Here is a 16,763-nt window from a genome sequence, read left to right on the forward strand (position 1 = left end):
GGACACTATGTCCAGATATCTCAATCTCGTTGTTTTCCTGGTCGGTCTGGCCGCCGTGTGCTGGATCGGTGGCGGCTACCTCGGCTCGAACGCCCTGGCGCTCGCTGTCACGCTGCTGATCGGTGTTTGTTATCTGGCGGGCGCGCTCGAACTGCGGCGCTATGGCCAGGCCACGTCCACGTTGACGCACGCGGTCGCGGGCCTGTCCGCGCCGCCGCAAAGCCTCGGCACGTGGCTCGATCCGCTTCATCCCAGCCTGCGCAATGCGGTGCGCCTGCGCGTCGAGGGTGAGCGGGTAGCTATGCCAGGCCCGGCGCTGACGCCGTATCTGGTCGGCCTGCTCGTCTTGCTGGGCATGCTCGGCACGCTCCTCGGCATGGTCGCGACCCTGCGCGGCACCGGCATCGCGCTGGAAAGCGCAACGGACCTGCAAGCGATCCGCGATTCGCTCGCCGCGCCCGTCAAGGGGCTGGGCTTCGCGTTCGGCACCTCGATTGCGGGCGTGGCCACTTCCGCGATGCTGGGGCTGCTGTCGGCGCTGAGCCGCCGCGAGCGGATCCATGCCGCGCAAATGCTCGACGTGAAAATCGCGTCGACCTTGCGCATCTACTCGCAGGCCCATCAGCGTGAAGCAAGCTTCAAGCTCCTGCAGCAGCAGGCCGAGGTGATGCCGACCCTCGTCGATCGTCTGCAGGCGATGATGACGGCCATCGAGCAGCAGAGCCTCACGATGAACGAGCGGCAGATCGCCAGCCAGAACACCTTCCACGACAAAGCCGAGGGTGCCTACACGCGCCTTGCCGCCTCCGTGGAGCAGTCGTTGAAGGAGAGCGTCGCCGAGAGCACCCGCGCCGCCAGTGCGGCGCTGCAGCCGGTCATGGCGGCCACGATGGCCGGTCTCGCGCGCGAGAGCGCCGCGTTGCACGACACCGTCACGCACGCCGTGCAGCGGCAGTTGGACGGACTCTCGAGCGGCTTCGAGGCCACCACCGTCAGCGTCTCGGCCATCTGGAACAAAGCCCTGGAAAGACAGCAGCAATCGGGCGAGGCGCTCACCCAGCATCTGGGCGCGTCGCTGGATCGATTCACTCAGACCTTCGAGCAACGTTCGGCCGGCCTGCTGGAGGGCGTCTCCGCACGTCTCGACGCAACGGCCGGCAGCGTGACGGCGGCTTGGAACGAAGCGCTGTCGCGCCAGGAACAGGTCAGCGGGAAGCTGGCCGACCACAACCAGCAAGCGCTGGCGGCAGCCGCAGCCACCTTCGAGCAGCACTCGGCATCGCTGCTGCGCACGGTGGGCCAATCGCATACGGACTTGCAGACGGAACTGGCCGCGCGCGATCAGCACCGTTTGGCGACCTGGACCGAGACGCTCGGTTCGATCGCCACCTCGTTGAGCCAGCAATGGGAGCAGGCCGGTACGCGTACCGCGAGCCGGCAGCAGGAAATCTGCGACGTACTCGCACAGACCGCACGCGACATCTCGGCCCAGACACAGGCGCACGCGAGCAGCACCATCGCCGAGATCGACCGGCTCGTGCAAGCGGCGGCGCAAGCCCCCAAGGCCGCGGCGGACTTGCAGGCGGAACTCGCCGCGCGCGACCAGCAGCGACTGGCCGCCTGGACCGAGACACTCGGCTCCATGGCCACGACCTTGAGCGAGGAGTGGGAGCAGGTCGGCGCGCGCACCGCGAGCCGGCAGCAGGAGATCTGCAGCACGCTGGAGCAAACCGCGCGCGACATCTCGGCCCAGACACAGGCGCACGCGAGCAGCACGATCGCCGAGATCGGCCAACTCGTGCAAGCCGCATCGGAAGCCCCGAGGGCCGCGGCGGAAGTCGTCGCCGAATTGCGTCAGAAGCTCTCCGACAGCATGGTCCGCGATACCGCGATGCTGGACGAGCGCAGCCGCCTGCTGGCCACCCTGGAAACCCTGCTCGATGCCGTGAACCATGCGTCCACCGAGCAGCGCTCGGCCGTCGACGCGCTGATCACCACGTCGGCGGATCTGCTGGATCGTGTGGGCACCCGTTTCACCGACAAGGTCGAACTCGAGACCGGGAAGCTGGGCACGATTGCCGCGCAGGTCACCGGCAGCGCCGTCGAAGTGGCGAGCCTCGGCGAAGCATTCGGTACGGCCGTGCAGTTGTTCGGCGAATCGAACAGCACGCTGGTCGCGCATCTGCAGCGGATCGAAGCGGCGCTGGACAAGTCTCTCGCGCGCAGTGACGAGCAGTTGGCCTATTACGTGGCCCAGGCGCGAGAAGTGATCGACCTGAGCATGATGTCGCAGAAGCAGATTGTCGAAGACTTGCAGCATCTCGCGGGCAAGCGGGCGGCGCTTGGAGCTGAAGCGGCATGAGCGAGGAAATCGACGGCGGCATGGAGACGTCGGCGCCCATCTGGCCGGTCTTCGGCGACCTGATGTCGGTGCTGCTGGGCGCCTTCGTGCTGATCCTGGTGAGCGTCATCGGCGTGCAACTGGAACTCTCGACCCGGCTGGAGCAGGAGGTCAAGCAGCGGCAGATGGAAACGCAGCGCCGCAAGACGCTGGAGCAGGCGCTGGCGGGACCGCTGGCGGCGGGCCGGGTGACGCTGGTGAACGGGCGCATCGGCATCAACGGCAGCGTGTTGTTCGCGCTGAACTCCGATCAGTTGCAGCCTGAAGGCCGCGACGTTCTGAAGAGCCTGGCGGGACCGCTGTCCGCCTACTTGCGGGCCAATGACCAGATCCTGATGGTGAGCGGTTTTACCGACGACCGGCAGGTGCGGGAGGCGAACCGCCGCTTTGCCGACAACTGGGAGCTGTCGGCCCAGCGCGCATTGACGGTGACCCGTGCGCTGATCGACGAAGGCGTGCCCTCCTCGTCCGTATTTGCAGCCGCGTTCGGCTCGCAGCAGCCCGTCAGCTCGAATGCCGACGACCAGGGCCGGGCCAAGAACCGGCGCGTGGAAATCGCACCAGTCCCACGGCCTTCGAGCGCAACGGTGAAGCCCCGTGAGTAGTACGACTCGTGCGGACAGTGGCGCTGACGGTGTGACAGGCAGCGCCCGGGCAACGCTCGACGCGTGGCGCGAGCACGGCGCCGATCGCCTGGACCCCATCCGTTTTCATTTCATCGAGGCGCTGGATCGGCGCGCAGCCGCCCATGGCGGCGAGGCGCGGCGTCTGCTGGACGCGCGGCTATCCGGACTGATCGAGGTCTATGCCGCGGATCTCGAACGCGCCGCATCCAAAGCGCCGGGGACCGGTACTGACACGGGCAGCGCCGCGGCATCCACCGAACCCGCTCACGACACGCTGGCCGCACTGGTCGGCTACATGGCGAGCCATGCGCCGGCAGACGGAAACGGCCCCGCAGCGGCTCATGCCGCGCCCCGGCACGCCGCTTATCCGGAACTGGAGGTGCTCGACTATTTCCGGCAGACCTGGTCCAAGGTCCGGTCCGAGAAACAGTTGCGGCAATCACTCAGGAAAGCGCCGGACAACGCCGGTCCGCTCAACTCGAGCAGCCTGGTGCATCGTTCGCTCTCGCTGATGCGCGAGCTGTCGCCGGGCTATCTCCAGCAGTTCCTGGCTTACGTCGACGCCCTATCGTGGATGGAGCAGATGAACGGCGGCAGCGCATTGCCGGCTAAAGACGCGCCGCGCGCCACGACCGCGAAAAAGGGTGCGCGGAGCAAACCCCGATAGCGCGAGAACGGGTGCCCCCTGGTCCCGGGTCCGTCTGCTAGTTGACGAACGACCGGCTGCGCCAGGCGGGCCTACGCAGCCGTGCGCCAGGCTCTGATCCCGCGGTTCAACGGCTCGGCAAAAACTCGGGCGATACCGGCGCTCAACCCCGCCGACAGCACGAGAAATCCCACCAGTATCAGCAGCTTTACATCGCCAGCCACATCGTGCGGCGGCCAAAGTGTCCGCATGACACCGAGCACGATGAGGTGGAAGAGGTAAAGCTCATAGCTGAGCTGTCCGAACCACTCGAAGAAGCCCCGCAGGACCCGGACACCGCCAACGGCAGCCGTGGCCGTAGCCGCCTGACCGGACGCCCCCAGCAGCAACACAGCCGTTCCCAGGGCCATCCCGGTCACACCGAGGACATTGGTTTCTGCAATGGGTCCAACCAGATACAGGCACACCATGGCCGCCACCACCACGCCTTGCAGGAAGGTGGCCGCGCGACCGCGCAACGCTATCCGTTTCGCGAGCAAGGCCGTACAGCAGCCGATTGCGATGCCGTCGAACGAAGCGAAATAGGCATAGAGAAAGCCGCCGTCGTCACCCTGGTGGGCCAAGCGATAAAGCGGGCCGATCACGATGATCGCGGCCCAGAAAACAAGCAGGCGCGACTCGCGCCGCAGGACGAGACAGAGGATCGGGAAGAACAGGTAAAACACCTCCTCCACCGACAAAGACCACAGCACACCCAATGGGTAATTGACCCACCCATGCATGCCGACGAGCACATTCATCCAGAAGGTCAGCGAGGCCAGATTGACGAGCCAGAAAGAGACCGCCGTACCGGCCGGCGCGTGATTCTGGAACATAGCCACACCCGCCAGCGCGAACAGGTTGACCGTGCCGAGCAGCAGCAACAGACACGGGACGATGCGCGCAATCCGCAATCGATAGAATGCCCGCGCATCGATGCCGCTCAGACCGGCCCAACGACGATCGGCGTTCGACGTAATCAGATAGCCCGAGATGACGAAGAACATCGTCACCCCGTAGTTGCCGTTTCGAGCGACCGCGCGCACCGCATCCCAGCCGAATGCCTGCGCCAGAAACGTGTCGTTCAGACGGTACGCAATGTTGAAGTGATGAAACAGGACGAGAAGAATCGAGACGCCACGGATCGCGTCGATCCGCGGGTTGCGTCGGCCAACGCTCATCATGTCCGATCCGCCGTCCACTTCACGAATACCGCGCCGACTTCTCGCAAGACAGCCTCCCGGGCGGGCATACCGAGTGCCGGCGCATCGTAGTAGGCCGCGATCAGCAGCGGAGCACGTCCCGGTGGACGCACGATGGCATAGTCGTTGGTTTCTTCTTCCACGCTTGTTCCGGGTCTGTCGCCCGCTATCCAGTCCGGCGGCAACGCCGCGCGGAGCCGGTTCAGACCCGGCGTGCAGGCGATCATCCACTTTTCCAGTTGCGCACGGGACTGTGCGCCAAGAACGTTCCCCAGGAGAATCTGGCTCGCCAGCTTCGTGATCGATCGCGGCGTCGTGGTATCGAGCACGCCGCTGTACCGGTTCGATTCGGGTTCGTAGCGGTCGGAGCGCGTCACCGTATCGCCGAGACCGCGAACAAATTGAGTCAGACCGGCAGGACCACCGGCGCCTCGCATCAACAGCACGGCCGCCGTGTTGTCGCTCACTTCGACGATCGCCTGGCACAACGCGCCGACCGACATCGCGCCTTCAGCAACATGCGCCTTCGTCACCGGCGACGTAAAGATCAGGTCCTTTTCGGTGTATCGCACAAGGCGGCCCATATCGTCCTTGCCGGCATCCACGCGGGCCAGCACCTGCGCGGCGAGCAAGCCCTTGAAGGTGCTGCACATCAGAAAGCGCTCGTCAGCACGATGAGCCAAAGTTCGGCCCGAACCGGTATCGATCGCGAACACGCCGAGGCGTCCGCCATGGCGTCGTTCGACATCGGCCAGCGAGTCTGCATTTGCGGCGCGTGCGGATGTAGCGCCGAGACTCAGAAGGAGGGGCAATCCGAGCGTCAAGCTCCTGCGGGTTGCGGAAATGGTCACTGAGTCGTCCTTTTATTCGAGTTCTAGTTTCTTCTTCGAAACGCAACACTTCAGCTTTGTCTGGCTTTCGCGCTTACCGGTAACGATCCGGCTCACCATAAAAAAACGGGCCAGTCCTGCGAAGGACTGGCCCGTTCATCGTACACAATTACGTCTGAGGATTCGTATCGTCGGTGGGTTGAGCATTGGCGGCGTCGTCCTGCTTCTCGCCTTCTTTCTTCTCGACCAATCCTTCCAATGCGCCGGCACCTTCAAAGCCCGCTACCGCTGCAACACCTTTCGTTAGCAGACCTGCATCCGGATCGACTTTTTCTGCTGCCTCAACGGCTGCTACTGCGCCAGCGATCTTGCCTACTTCGTCCAAGAGTCCCATTTCGCCCTCCGCGAGAAAAAGTGAAATGCCATCCTCTCACGAACTCGACGCCTTGTCGCCAAATGTAAAATTGACTTTGTCAGTTGGCGCCGATCCGAAATGACAATGAAAGAAATCGCCAAAAAATCGCTGACGTATACGCTTAAATCGCGTTCGTTACCGGTGCGGTTGCCGCCGGATCGGTAATGCTGACTTGGCCCGTCTCGACATGACCCGCAATGCGCCGCAACCAGCCCGCATTGCCCGCGACGGTCAATTGAAAGTCATACCACTGGCTGCTGCACGACAGGTCCCAATGCGCCTCCACACTCTTGCCTGCGGGCACCGTCACCGTGCGCGGCGCCTGGCCATAGGCGACGTCGGCCGCGGTGACCGTGAGCGGCGTGCTTCCCGCGTTGGACAGCGTGACATAGACGTTGCCGTTGGCCACGTCGTAACAGGTCACGACATCTGGCCTCGCGGCAGCATCCGCTACGGACGACCCCGCGAAGCGCCGGAAGTAACCGTTCGGCCCGTAGACGTTCACCATGTAATTACCGTTCGCGTCGAATGCCCACGTATCGGTTAATTGCTTGCCAGCCTCCACGGTATAGCGACGCGGCATCGCGGTCGGGTCACCCGTGTACACCCAGAAGTGCGCGCCCTGCGTGCCGGTGTTCGCCAACGTCAGCGCATAGCCTTGCGACTGCACCTGCCCGTTCACATGCAACTCGTACGGCAACGCACGCGCGGGCCGCGTACCGGGCTCCTGCGCCGTTACCAGTTGCTGCGCGGTACTGGCCGGCGCGGCTTGCGCCGTGGTACGCGCGCATTGCAAATCGGCCTGTGCAACATAGGTTTGCGTACTCGGCAGCGACGGCACGCTGGCGTCGGACTTCGAAAAGTCGAGCGCCGAAGTCAGGTCGCCGCAAATCGCCCGGCGCCACGGCGAGATATTGGTTTCCATCACGCCGAAACGCTTCTCGATGAATTGCAGCACCGACGTGTGATCGAATACCTGCGAGCAGACGAAGCCGCCCTTCGACCATGGCGACACCACGGTCATCGGCACGCGCGGGCCGAGACCGTACGGCAGGTTGTCGGCGGTATAGGTACTGGCTTGCGTCGCGGTCACGACGTTATGCCGCTCAAGCGAGATGTCCACCGTACTCATACCCGAGCCCGGCAAGGTAGGCGCTTGCGGCGGCACCACGTGGTCGAAGAAACCGTCGTTCTCGTCGTACATGATGAACAGGACCGTCTTGCTCCACACATCGGGATTCGACGTCAGCGCATCGAGAATCGTCGAGATGTAATTGGCGCCGTAGAGCGGCGTGAACTTCGGATGCTCCGAATACGCGGCAGGCGGCAGCAGCCACGACACTTGCGGCAAAGCATTGGCCTGTACGTCGGACTTCAACTGCGTCAGCGTACGCGTACTCATGCCGCGGTTCTGCAGCGACGAACCAGCCGGTGCATTCACGAAATTCTGGAACGAGGCCAGCATATTCGTGCCGTAGTTGCCGCTGAAATTGTCGAAGCCGGTGCCCTGCTGGTAGATCTGCCACGAGATGCCGGCCGTCTCGAGCCGCTCGGGATACGTGGTCCAGTTGAAGGGCTGCAGCTTGATCGCGTCGAACTGGTTGTCGATGAAATCGGTGTTGTCGAGTAGCGGGCCGCCACCGGTAGCGAGCGGGTCGACCATCCCCGTCATCAGATACATGCGGTTCGGGTGCGTGTTGCCCGGGATCGAACAGAAGTAGTTGTCGCATACGGTGAAGGCATCCGCGAGCGCGTAGTGGAACGGAATGTCCGCACGCTCGTGATAGCCCATCGTCATATTGCTCTTCTGCACAGCCCACTTGTCGGCGCGGCCGCTGTCGATCGCACCGTGCGTGGTGGCCCATGTGTGCGGTAGACCGCCGATACATTGCGCGTTGACGTTCGGATTGGTCGTGTCGTAGCGGAACGGCGCGATCACTTTCGTCTGATCCTCCTGACGCGGCTGGAACCACACCGGCTGGCCGTTCGGTAGCGTCACGGGAAAGCGGTCGTTATAACCGCGCACGCCGCTCAGGTGACCGAGATAGTGATCGAACGAGCGGTTCTCCTGCATGAAGACAACAATGTGCTGCACATCCTGAATCGTCCCCGTCACCGAGGCCGGCTCGATTGCGAGCGCTTTGCGAATCGATTCGGGAAACAGGGTGCTGGCGGCTGTCGCGCCCGCCAATCCGGCGGACAGCTTCAGAAAATCTCGACGCGTTTTGGTGACCATGCGATGAACCTAGTTTGAATTCCGAGCTCAGGAGGCGGGTGGGACGAAACCCGGCGGGCAACTCATGCGCGCATTGGCGACAGTGGCGTTGCCACATGCGGCCTTAGCGGCTGCAGCGGGCACCGGCGCAGGCGACGACACACCGTCGCCGCACCCGCCAAAGAGCGCAGTCACTGCAATAGCGCCGACGAGCGCAAGAAGCCGGAATGCCGAAGTCGGCATGAATGTCTCCGTGAAAATGAATGACGGACGCGATCGTGCGTCGGCGAGCGCCGCGCTTAAGCGCAAGCGGTGCCGAGACGGTAATTACCGTTTATTACGTGCGAGTGTCGTGGTGAAAAACAGGCGGACGGCGGATAACGGCTAGCGCCTGGGAGGCTGCGGGTTATTCGCTGGATTGGTATCGAACCTGGCAACGCTTTGAATACCATCGTCACTGACCAGTGACTGCAATTCGGCTTCCATCACGTCGGTGATTTCCTTGCCGTATATCTCGTCGCCATTTACGTAAAGCGTGAACGACTGCAAGTACTTTGCTTTCTTCTCCGGGTTCTCGATGGTCTGCCGGGTCCACTGATAAAGCGGATATTTTTCCGTTCCCTGTTTTTCCGCTTCGCTCACGTAGTCGGCGAAAGCGTCGAACTGACACTTCAAGGTTGCGTTGTGCCGGCGTAGCACATCATGAAGCGGCGCATGCGAAACGCCCTGTGGGCTTGCGCGCAGATCGCCGGCAAGTTTGGGCGAGACGGTAATCCTTAACTGGAATTGCCATGTGAGTTCCATGTCGACCTCGGTATCGCGTCATGAGCGTGTGCTGGTGAAGATAAACCGGCGCTATTGGCCGCCGTGCAATGGCCGGTCATAAACCGGTTAATTCTGAATCAACTCGCCAATGCCCGCTGTACAACTAAATTACGTTTAGCTTTCGAAACAAAAAGAGAATAAGCCTTCCGTTAATTTTTCTCCGGACTTGCCGATAACACGTGAACCCGCCTTTACATAAGCGTCGAGGCAGGTGGCCACCTCATTCAGACCACAACCAAAGAGGCATTAGAAGCCTATGTTTGCTTTGCGAAGGATTCTCACCGTCATCCCGATTGCCACGCTCGCCGCGTGCTCGGTTGTCGCGCCGCCCTATTCGGCCTCCGTCGACAACATCCAGACGCTCAAGAACGCATCGCCTCTGGCAACGCGTCTCGGCACCTTCAGCAACGATAAAGCCGATGGCGATCATTCGTCCGTGCAACTGCGCGCGAACCGCATGACCTCGCCCGTTGGCGATTCGTTCGCTCAATATCTTTCGGGTGCCTTACAGCAGGAGCTGACTATCGCCCGTGCGCTGTCACCGGACGCCAAGGTCGAGTTGAGCGGCGTGCTGCTGAAGAATAACGTCGATGCCAACATCGGCACGGCCACCGGCACGATCGCCGCTCGCTTCATCGTCAAGCGCGGCGAAGAAGTGCGCTACGACAGCGTGAAAACCGCGACGACGCAATGGGACTCGTCATTCGCCGCCGCGATCGCGATTCCGCGGGCGACGCAGGAGTATCCGCTCATCATCCAGAAACTGCTCGCATCGCTCTACGCGGATCCCGCGTTCATGCAAGCCATCCAGTAATCCTCCTTTTCTCACCGACCAGAAATCATCATGAACCTGATGCACCTTATTCGCAGTATCGCGGTCACCGGCGCAATTGCGTCGCTCGCAGGTTGCGCACACGACATCACCATCTCCGGCGACCCGGCAGCAATCACCGCGACCACCCCTGCCGCGGCAACGGCAACGGCTCAAACGCAACCGATCAACAAGACGGTCGGGCTCGTGATTACCGACGAACTGCGCACCAAGGAAGTCGTGACGCCAGGCGGTGGCGGCGACAAAGTGGCCTACAAACCGTATCGCGATCTGGAACTGCCGATCTATGTCGAACTGAGCCAGGTGTTCAGCAATGTGGTGAAGCTGAATGCCGCGCCTGATCAGGCAACGGTCCAATCCAAGAATCTGAGCTACGTCGTCACGCCGACCATCTCGACGACCTCTTCGTCGCCGAGTCTTCTGACCTGGCCGCCGACCGACTTTTCGGTAACGCTCGTGTGTACTGTGACCGATCCGAGCGGCAAACTCGTGACGAAAAAAGAAGTGACGGGCAACGGTCACGCGGAATTCAGCGAATTCAAGCGCAACTTCGGTCTCGCCGCCCAGCGCGCGACGACTGACGCCGTGCAGAAGCTGCAGGCCGCCATGCAGGACACGCCGGAACTGCGTCAGTAAAAGCAGGCCGCGATGATCGGCGCCCGCCGGGTTCGGCGGGCGCATCGACTTCAGGCTGCTGTCAGGCCAGCAGTTCATCAGCACACTGCTCTCGGTCCAGCAGCAGAAAAACTCTTCTTCACCCCATCAGTCAGCAAGTCGGGACACTCACCCCGATGGCATGGCTCGTGCTTTTAAGTCGATACGATCCGGAGCTCAACCGCTCCGCCTCACTCCACCTATCGACTCAAGAGCAGGCGCATGACATCACAAAACCCGCGTGAAGCATTGCCACTTTCAACCGGCACCGACTACGCACCGTTGCTCGCCCGATTCAAACCGATCTTTGACCGGATCGCGGAAGGCGCACTCGAACGCGAACGCACGCGTACGCTTCCCTACGAGCAGATTGTCTGGTTGAAGGAAGCCGGGTTCGGCGCGGTCAGAGTGCCGCGCGAGTACGGCGGCGCCGGCGCGTCGCTCCCGCAGCTCGTGCAGTTGCTGATCGAACTGGCCGAGGCCGACTCAAGCTTGCCGCAAGCGTTGCGTGGCCACTTCGCCTTCGTCGAAGACAGGATCAACGCGGCGCCCGGCGCGGCACGGGAAACATGGTTGCAGCGATTCGTGGCGGGTGAAATCGTCGGCAATGCGTGGACCGAAGTCGGCGCGGTCAAAATCGGCGATGTGATCACACGTGTATCGCGCCACGACAACCAGTGGGTCGTCAACGGAACGAAGTACTACAGCACGGGCAGCATCTTTGCCGACTGGATCGACGTCTACGCGCAGCGCGACGACAACGGCGCCGACGTCATTGCAGCGGTGAGCGCGCACCAGCCAGGCGTCAAACAAAGCGACGACTGGGATGGCTTCGGTCAACGCACCACCGGAAGCGGAACGTCCGTCTTCGACAACGCGGTGGTCGACGCCGAAAACATCATCGATTTCTCCACGCGTTTCAAGTACCAGACGGCGTTCTATCAACTGGTGCTGATCGCCGTGATCGCGGGAACGGGGCGCGCCGCATTGCGCGACATCTCGCATGAAGTACGCAAACGCACCCGGGTCTACAGCCACGGCAACGCGCCGCGTGTTAGCGAAGACGCGCAGGTGCAACAGGTGGTCGGGCAAATTGCAGCACGCGTGTACGCTGCGGAGGCCACTGCAGTGCGCGCCGCGGAGCCCGCCCAAAGCGCGTACGAAACGCGCTTCGGCCCGGACCGCGATGCCGAACAAGCCGCGAACGTGGCGGCCGAAATCGAATCGGCCAAAGCGCAAGTCGCCGTGGCCAGTCTGATTCTGCAGGCAACCACCGACCTGTTCAACGCACTGGGCGCTTCAGGCGTTAGCGAGAACAAACTACTGGACCGTCACTGGCGAAACGCCCGTACCGCCGCGTCGCACAACCCGCTGATCTACAAGGAGCGGATCGTGGGCGACTGGGAAATCAACGGCACTCAGCCGCCCTTTGTCTGGCAGATCGGCGACAGCAGATCCGCCACCTAGGTCAGGCGCGTGAACCTACTTCTGCGCGGAAATCTGTTTGGCCCGGATCAGGCGCGCCCGCAACACATTGCGGCTAATGCCCAACAGCCGCGCCGCCTGAATCTGATTCCGGTAGCAGAAGTCGAACGCCACGCGCATCACCGTGTCTTCGATCTGCTCGAACAGGTTGCCTTCCGCCTGATCGAAGAGATGACGCAGCGCCCCTTCCAGCGCTTCGATCGGTGTCGATGCGACAGGGTCAGCGGCCGCGCGTCGCGCGGCGTGAATCCCGAACGACGACATCTGCAGATCACCCTCGCCCAGCGAATCGCTGCGGCACACCAGCAACGCATAGTGAATGACGTTCTCAAGTTCACGAATGTTGCCCGGCCAACTATGTTCCAGCAGCTTTCGCTCCGCGCGCGGCTCGATGCCCACGGGGCCGTAACCGAGCCGGTTCCGGTACTCCTCGATGAAATAGCGGGCCAGCGGCAGGATATCGCCGGGCCGGTCGCGCAGCGTGGGCACGGCCAGATGCACGACGTTCAGCCGATAAAACAGATCCTCGCGGAAATGGCCCGCCACCACCGCATCCTGCAGATGCACATTGGTGGCCGCCAGCACGCGCACGTCGATGGGAATACTCCTGCGTGAACCGAGCCGCACGATCTCGCGCTCCTGCAGCACGCGCAGCAGCTTGACCTGCATCGACAGCGGCAGATCGCCTATTTCGTCCAGAAACAGCGTCCCGCCATTGGCCGCTTCGAACCAGCCGGGCTTGGCGCAGAACGCACCCGTAAACGCGCCTTTCTCGTGGCCGAACAATTCGCTTTCCACCAGCGACTCGGAGAACGCCCCGCAATTGACCGCCACAAACGGGCCGTCCTTGCGAGCACTCAGGTTATGCACATGACGGGCAACCAGCTCCTTGCCTGTCCCGGTCTCGCCGATCACCAGCACGTTGGCCTCGCTCGGCGCCACCATGCGAATGCGTTCAAGCAAAGCCACCGATTGCGGGTCCGAGAAAATCTGGGCGGTTGCGCGAATGGAGGTGGCCAGCGCGCGCTTGTCGGGCATCGTCAGCAAAGGCGGCGCTTCCGTTCGCGCGATAGCAGGCCGGTCCGGTAACACGTGATCGAGTGAATAGTTCATGAGTAGAAGCTCGGCGTCGGATATCGTTGCGTCAGCGCCCATTCACCGATTTCACGGAGCTTATAGGCGAGCGGATCGTGAAGCGTATGGGTGCGCAAATTTCGCCAGTGACGGTCCAGCCTGAGCGCGCCATGCGTCGCGCGCGCTCCCGCCACATCGAACATACGGGTACAGATGGTGAGCCCGATTTCCGTGGCGGCCACTTTGGCCGTTGCGACCGCCAACGCCACCTCGCCGCGCTCGGCGTCGGTCAGCGCATCGGCGCGCGCCCAGGCCGCATCGAAACGATCTGCCGCCCGGTCGGTCAGGAGCCGGGCCGCTTCGAGGCCTGCCCAGAACTCGCCGTACTGGCCGAGAATATAAGGATCCGCTGCCGCGGTCGGCACGCCGGATGTGTGCCACGGCCGTGCTTCATGAAGCGTGTAATGACGCGCGTCGTTGAACGCACTTTCGCCGATGCTCAGATAGATATTCGTCAGGATCAGTTGTGCGAGCACAGGACGCAGACAGGCAAAAGGCGTCGACAACGGTCCGGGGTCCGTCAGAATCTCGTGATTCTCCACCCGCACCTTTTCCAGTGTCACCGTGCCGCTGTCCGTCTGTCGCTGGCCGATGTTGTTCCAATCCTCCGCGACGGAGATGCCCGTGCGCCCGGTCGGTATCGCCGCGATCAGCAATGTGCCGGTGCCGGCATCTCGCGCGGAAGCGATCAGCATTTCGGAATCGAGCGCGCCGGAACAAAAACTCTTCTGCCCGCTGAACTCCCGCCAATCCGCATGCGTGTGGCTCACGGCCCGCTCATCGAGCGGGTTTAACGCATTGCCCCAGAACCATTGGCGCCGGGCAGTCTGCTCGAACCAGGCGCGCCATTGTGCCGGCGAGCCGAACAGACGCACGGTCGCGAGCATCAGATGGTGGAAACCGAATACATGTCCGAGCGAACTATCTGCTCGACCGAGCGTGCGCACCACATCCAACGTCTGCCGCCAGTTGGCCCCAAGGCCGCCGTGCGCCTCCGGAATGCTCATCGCGAGAAGGCCACTGGCGCGTATTGCGTCGCGCTCGGCCTTCGGCGTTCCGCCTCGCGCGTCGCGTTCGGCGGCGCTTATCGCAAAGGTGGCCGCGAGCCGCTGTGCGCTCTGCAGTGGCGTTTCAGTTACCGATGCACTCGGCGTGCCCAGTAGCACGGAAGCCGGTGCGTCCGGCAGTACGTAGGTCGAATTCATATGGACAAAGGCACTCACTCCGCCAGGCACGGACGTGGAACGGTATCTGACGACTGACGGGTCATGAACGGCATCGCTCATGCGTTGCTTCCTGAGCGACATATTCTGACCACCTCTCGCAAGTTCCGATGCATTTTGTTGTGGTAACCAAAGTCGAATTGCTGCTTACGCAGCAGCATCGTTATGGATGCTGCCTCTGCGTCAGCATTCTCCCGTTGCGCGCCTCCCCCGCAGCAGACCCGTTGGAATACTGAAAGCCCGCAGGCCATCGCCGAATCGGGAAGCTGCTTCTCCAGCAGCAATGCTGAGGCCATGTTGCTTCGCCAGCTTCATACGTCAGCCTGCAATGGTTCCACGCCACCGCGATATGCACGGCAGCAAAAGCCGCAAACGGTTATGCCGTTTGACTCGGCGCGCGATCGGCGTCGATCCGGACTTTCGATCCCGGGCCGTCTGGTTCGCGCAAAACCGGATGGCACGGTATTCGCTAAATAAGCTGCACTCCCGATTAATTTTCTTTCGCCTGAAAGGATCGTTCGAATGGGCAACAGATTAAAAGTGGTCGCCGTCTCCGGCGGATTGCAACGGCCGTCGCGCACCCTCGTCGTGGCCGAACGCCTGCTCGCGGCGCTCGGCGACGCGTTGCCGACCGACACGCATCTCGTCGAACTGGGGCAGATCGCCTCGCGCCTCGCCGGCGCGGTTCATCGCTCGCAGGTTCCCGCCGACGTGGAAGCGCACATCGCTGCCATTGAATCGGCGGATCTGCTGGTCGTGGCGAGCCCGGTTTATCGCGCGTCGTATACGGGGCTCTTCAAGCATCTGTTCGATCTCGTGCATCACGAGGCGCTGCTCGACGTACCGGTTCTGCTCGCCGCAACCGGTGGCAGCGATCGTCATGCGCTGGTCATCGATCATCAACTGCGCCCGCTGTTCAGCTTCTTTCAGGCTCGTACGTTGCCGATCGGCGTGTACGCGTCCGAGGCGGATTTCAGCGGCTACGCGATCTCGAACCCGGCACTGGAAGAACGCATCGCACTGGCGGTAGCACGCGCGCTTCCGTGGCTGCATGCCGGACGCCTTCCCGCTTCTTTCCCGCAAACCGCAACGCTGCTTGCATAGATCCCAACATTCCATCATCAGGACCATCATGAGCCAGAACCCCTCCCACGACGACGCCGTCAAGTTCGCCTACTGGGTACCCAATGTCAGCGGCGGTTTAGTCGTCAGCACGATCGAGCAGCGCACCGACTGGAGTCTCGAGTACAACCAGAAGCTTGCGCAAACCGCGGAGAACGCGGGTTTCGACTACGCGCTGAGCCAGATCCGTTTCACTGCCGGATACGGCGCGGAATATCAGCACGAATCGGTTTCGTTCAGTCAGGCTCTGCTGCACGCGACGACCAAACTCAAAGTGCTCGCTGCGATCCTGCCCGGGCCGTGGCATCCCGCCGTGGTCGCCAAACAGTTGGCCACCATCGACCATATTTCGAACGGCCGCATTGCGATCAACGTGGTGAGCGGCTGGTTCAAAGGCGAGTTCACCGCGATCGGCGAGCCGTGGCTCGAACACGACGAACGCTATCGCCGCTCGAACGAATTCATTCAGGCGCTCAAAGGCATCTGGACGCAGGACAACTTCACCTTCAAGGGGGACTTCTACCGCTTCAACAATTACACGCTGAGTCCCAAGCCCGTACAGAAGCCGCATCCGGAGATCTTCCAGGGCGGCAGTTCACGCGCCGCGCGCGACAACGCCGCGAGTGTCTCCGACTGGTACTTCACCAATGGCAACACGCCGGAGAATCTGAAAACGCAAATCGATGATATTCAGACCAAGGCGGCGAAGAACAATCACAAGGTGCGTATCGGCGTGAATGCCTTCGTGATCGCGCGCGACACCGAAGAAGAAGCCAGGGCCGTTCTCGCCGACATCATCAAACACGCGCACGTCGAAGCGGTGCATGCCTTCGGCGACGCCGTCAAACAGGCCGGCAAAGCTTCCCCCGAAGGGGAAGGCAACTGGGCCAAGTCGAGTTTCGAAGACCTCGTGCAATACAACGACGGCTTCCGCACCAATCTCATCGGTACACCACAGCAGATCGCCGAGCGCATCGTCGAACTGAAATCGGTTGGCGTGGATCTCGTGTTGACGGGCTTTCTTCACTTCATCGAAGAAGTGGAGTATTTCGGCAAGCGTGTTTTGCCCTTGGTGCGTGAACTCGAACTCAAGCAACAGGCCAAGGCCGCCTGA

16 protein-coding genes are annotated in these 16,763 nt (G+C 62.3%); 8 read left to right on the forward strand and 8 right to left on the reverse strand.

Going from position 1 to position 16,763, the window contains the following annotated elements; all coding sequences use genetic code 11:
• Window positions 1–7: 7 nt before the first annotated feature.
• The 3 genes from PQR67_RS26620 to PQR67_RS26630 are packed head-to-tail and all read left to right on the forward strand — an operon-like array spanning window position 8 to window position 3,694.
• On the forward strand, window positions 8–2,362 hold the full coding sequence (locus tag PQR67_RS26620) for a DUF802 domain-containing protein (protein ID WP_408465729.1): 2,355 nt from the start codon (window positions 8–10) through the stop codon (window positions 2,360–2,362).
• Entirely contained in the window at window positions 2,359–3,006 is a 648-nt protein-coding gene (locus PQR67_RS26625; protein WP_408465731.1) for an OmpA family protein, read from the forward strand. Before PQR67_RS26620 ends, PQR67_RS26625 begins: the two co-directional genes overlap by 4 nt.
• Window positions 2,999–3,694, forward strand: coding sequence for a DUF2894 domain-containing protein (locus PQR67_RS26630; RefSeq protein WP_408465733.1), 696 nt, complete (start codon window positions 2,999–3,001; stop codon window positions 3,692–3,694). Before PQR67_RS26625 ends, PQR67_RS26630 begins: the two co-directional genes overlap by 8 nt.
• A 71-nt stretch (window positions 3,695–3,765) precedes the next feature.
• On the opposite strand, the gene PQR67_RS26635 is transcribed toward PQR67_RS26630, so the two are convergent.
• The 6 genes from PQR67_RS26635 to PQR67_RS26660 all read right to left on the reverse strand — a co-directional run bounded on the left by PQR67_RS26635 (window position 3,766) and on the right by PQR67_RS26660 (window position 9,178).
• Window positions 3,766–4,893, reverse strand: a complete 1,128-nt coding sequence (locus PQR67_RS26635) for an acyltransferase family protein (RefSeq protein ID WP_408465871.1) — start codon at window positions 4,891–4,893, stop codon at window positions 3,766–3,768.
• Complete coding sequence (gene bla / locus PQR67_RS26640) at window positions 4,893–5,765, reverse strand: class A beta-lactamase (RefSeq protein ID WP_408465735.1); 873 nt, start codon at window positions 5,763–5,765, stop codon at window positions 4,893–4,895. Before bla ends, PQR67_RS26635 begins: the two co-directional genes overlap by 1 nt.
• A 148-nt stretch (window positions 5,766–5,913) precedes the next feature.
• Window positions 5,914–6,138, reverse strand: a complete 225-nt coding sequence (locus PQR67_RS26645; protein ID WP_408465737.1) for a hypothetical protein — start codon at window positions 6,136–6,138, stop codon at window positions 5,914–5,916.
• A gap of 142 nt (window positions 6,139–6,280) precedes the next feature.
• A complete protein-coding gene (locus PQR67_RS26650; protein WP_408465739.1) occupies window positions 6,281–8,395 on the reverse strand; it encodes a phosphocholine-specific phospholipase C in 2,115 nt (704 codons plus the stop codon).
• A gap of 27 nt (window positions 8,396–8,422) precedes the next feature.
• Window positions 8,423–8,617, reverse strand: coding sequence for a hypothetical protein (locus PQR67_RS26655; RefSeq protein ID WP_408465741.1), 195 nt, complete (start codon window positions 8,615–8,617; stop codon window positions 8,423–8,425).
• A 141-nt stretch (window positions 8,618–8,758) separates the two neighbouring features.
• Complete coding sequence (locus PQR67_RS26660) at window positions 8,759–9,178, reverse strand: hypothetical protein (RefSeq protein WP_408465743.1); 420 nt, start codon at window positions 9,176–9,178, stop codon at window positions 8,759–8,761.
• A gap of 277 nt (window positions 9,179–9,455) precedes the next feature.
• Here PQR67_RS26660 and PQR67_RS26665 point away from each other — a divergent pair, with 277 nt between their 5' ends.
• From PQR67_RS26665 to PQR67_RS26675, 3 genes are all read left to right on the forward strand, one after another.
• Complete coding sequence (locus PQR67_RS26665) at window positions 9,456–10,013, forward strand: hypothetical protein (RefSeq protein ID WP_408465745.1); 558 nt, start codon at window positions 9,456–9,458, stop codon at window positions 10,011–10,013.
• 30 nt (window positions 10,014–10,043) lie between these two features.
• Window positions 10,044–10,667 carry a hypothetical protein gene (locus PQR67_RS26670; RefSeq protein ID WP_408465747.1) on the forward strand — a complete coding sequence of 208 codons (624 nt, stop codon included), beginning with the start codon at window positions 10,044–10,046 and terminating at the stop codon, window positions 10,665–10,667.
• Between the two features lie 240 nt (window positions 10,668–10,907).
• Entirely contained in the window at window positions 10,908–12,152 is a 1,245-nt protein-coding gene (locus PQR67_RS26675; protein ID WP_408465749.1) for an acyl-CoA dehydrogenase family protein, read from the forward strand.
• 15 nt (window positions 12,153–12,167) lie between these two features.
• Here the strand turns inward: PQR67_RS26675 and PQR67_RS26680 are convergent, their stop codons facing one another.
• Entirely contained in the window at window positions 12,168–13,283 is a 1,116-nt protein-coding gene (locus PQR67_RS26680; RefSeq protein ID WP_408465751.1) for a sigma-54 interaction domain-containing protein, read from the reverse strand.
• Entirely contained in the window at window positions 13,280–14,509 is a 1,230-nt protein-coding gene (locus tag PQR67_RS26685; RefSeq protein WP_408465873.1) for an acyl-CoA dehydrogenase family protein, read from the reverse strand. Before PQR67_RS26685 ends, PQR67_RS26680 begins: the two co-directional genes overlap by 4 nt.
• Window positions 14,510–15,049: 540 nt before the next feature.
• Between PQR67_RS26685 and msuE the strand changes: the two genes are divergently transcribed.
• Window positions 15,050–15,631: an FMN reductase gene (gene msuE / locus PQR67_RS26690; protein WP_408465752.1), complete on the forward strand. Its 582-nt coding sequence runs from the start codon at window positions 15,050–15,052 to the stop codon at window positions 15,629–15,631.
• A gap of 28 nt (window positions 15,632–15,659) precedes the next feature.
• Window positions 15,660–16,763, forward strand: coding sequence for a dimethylsulfone monooxygenase SfnG (gene sfnG, locus PQR67_RS26695; protein ID WP_408465754.1), 1,104 nt, complete (start codon window positions 15,660–15,662; stop codon window positions 16,761–16,763).

It is taken from the genome of Paraburkholderia fungorum (assembly GCF_046026025.1).
In the GTDB taxonomy this organism is placed as follows: Bacteria; Pseudomonadota; Gammaproteobacteria; order Burkholderiales; family Burkholderiaceae; genus Paraburkholderia; species Paraburkholderia fungorum_E.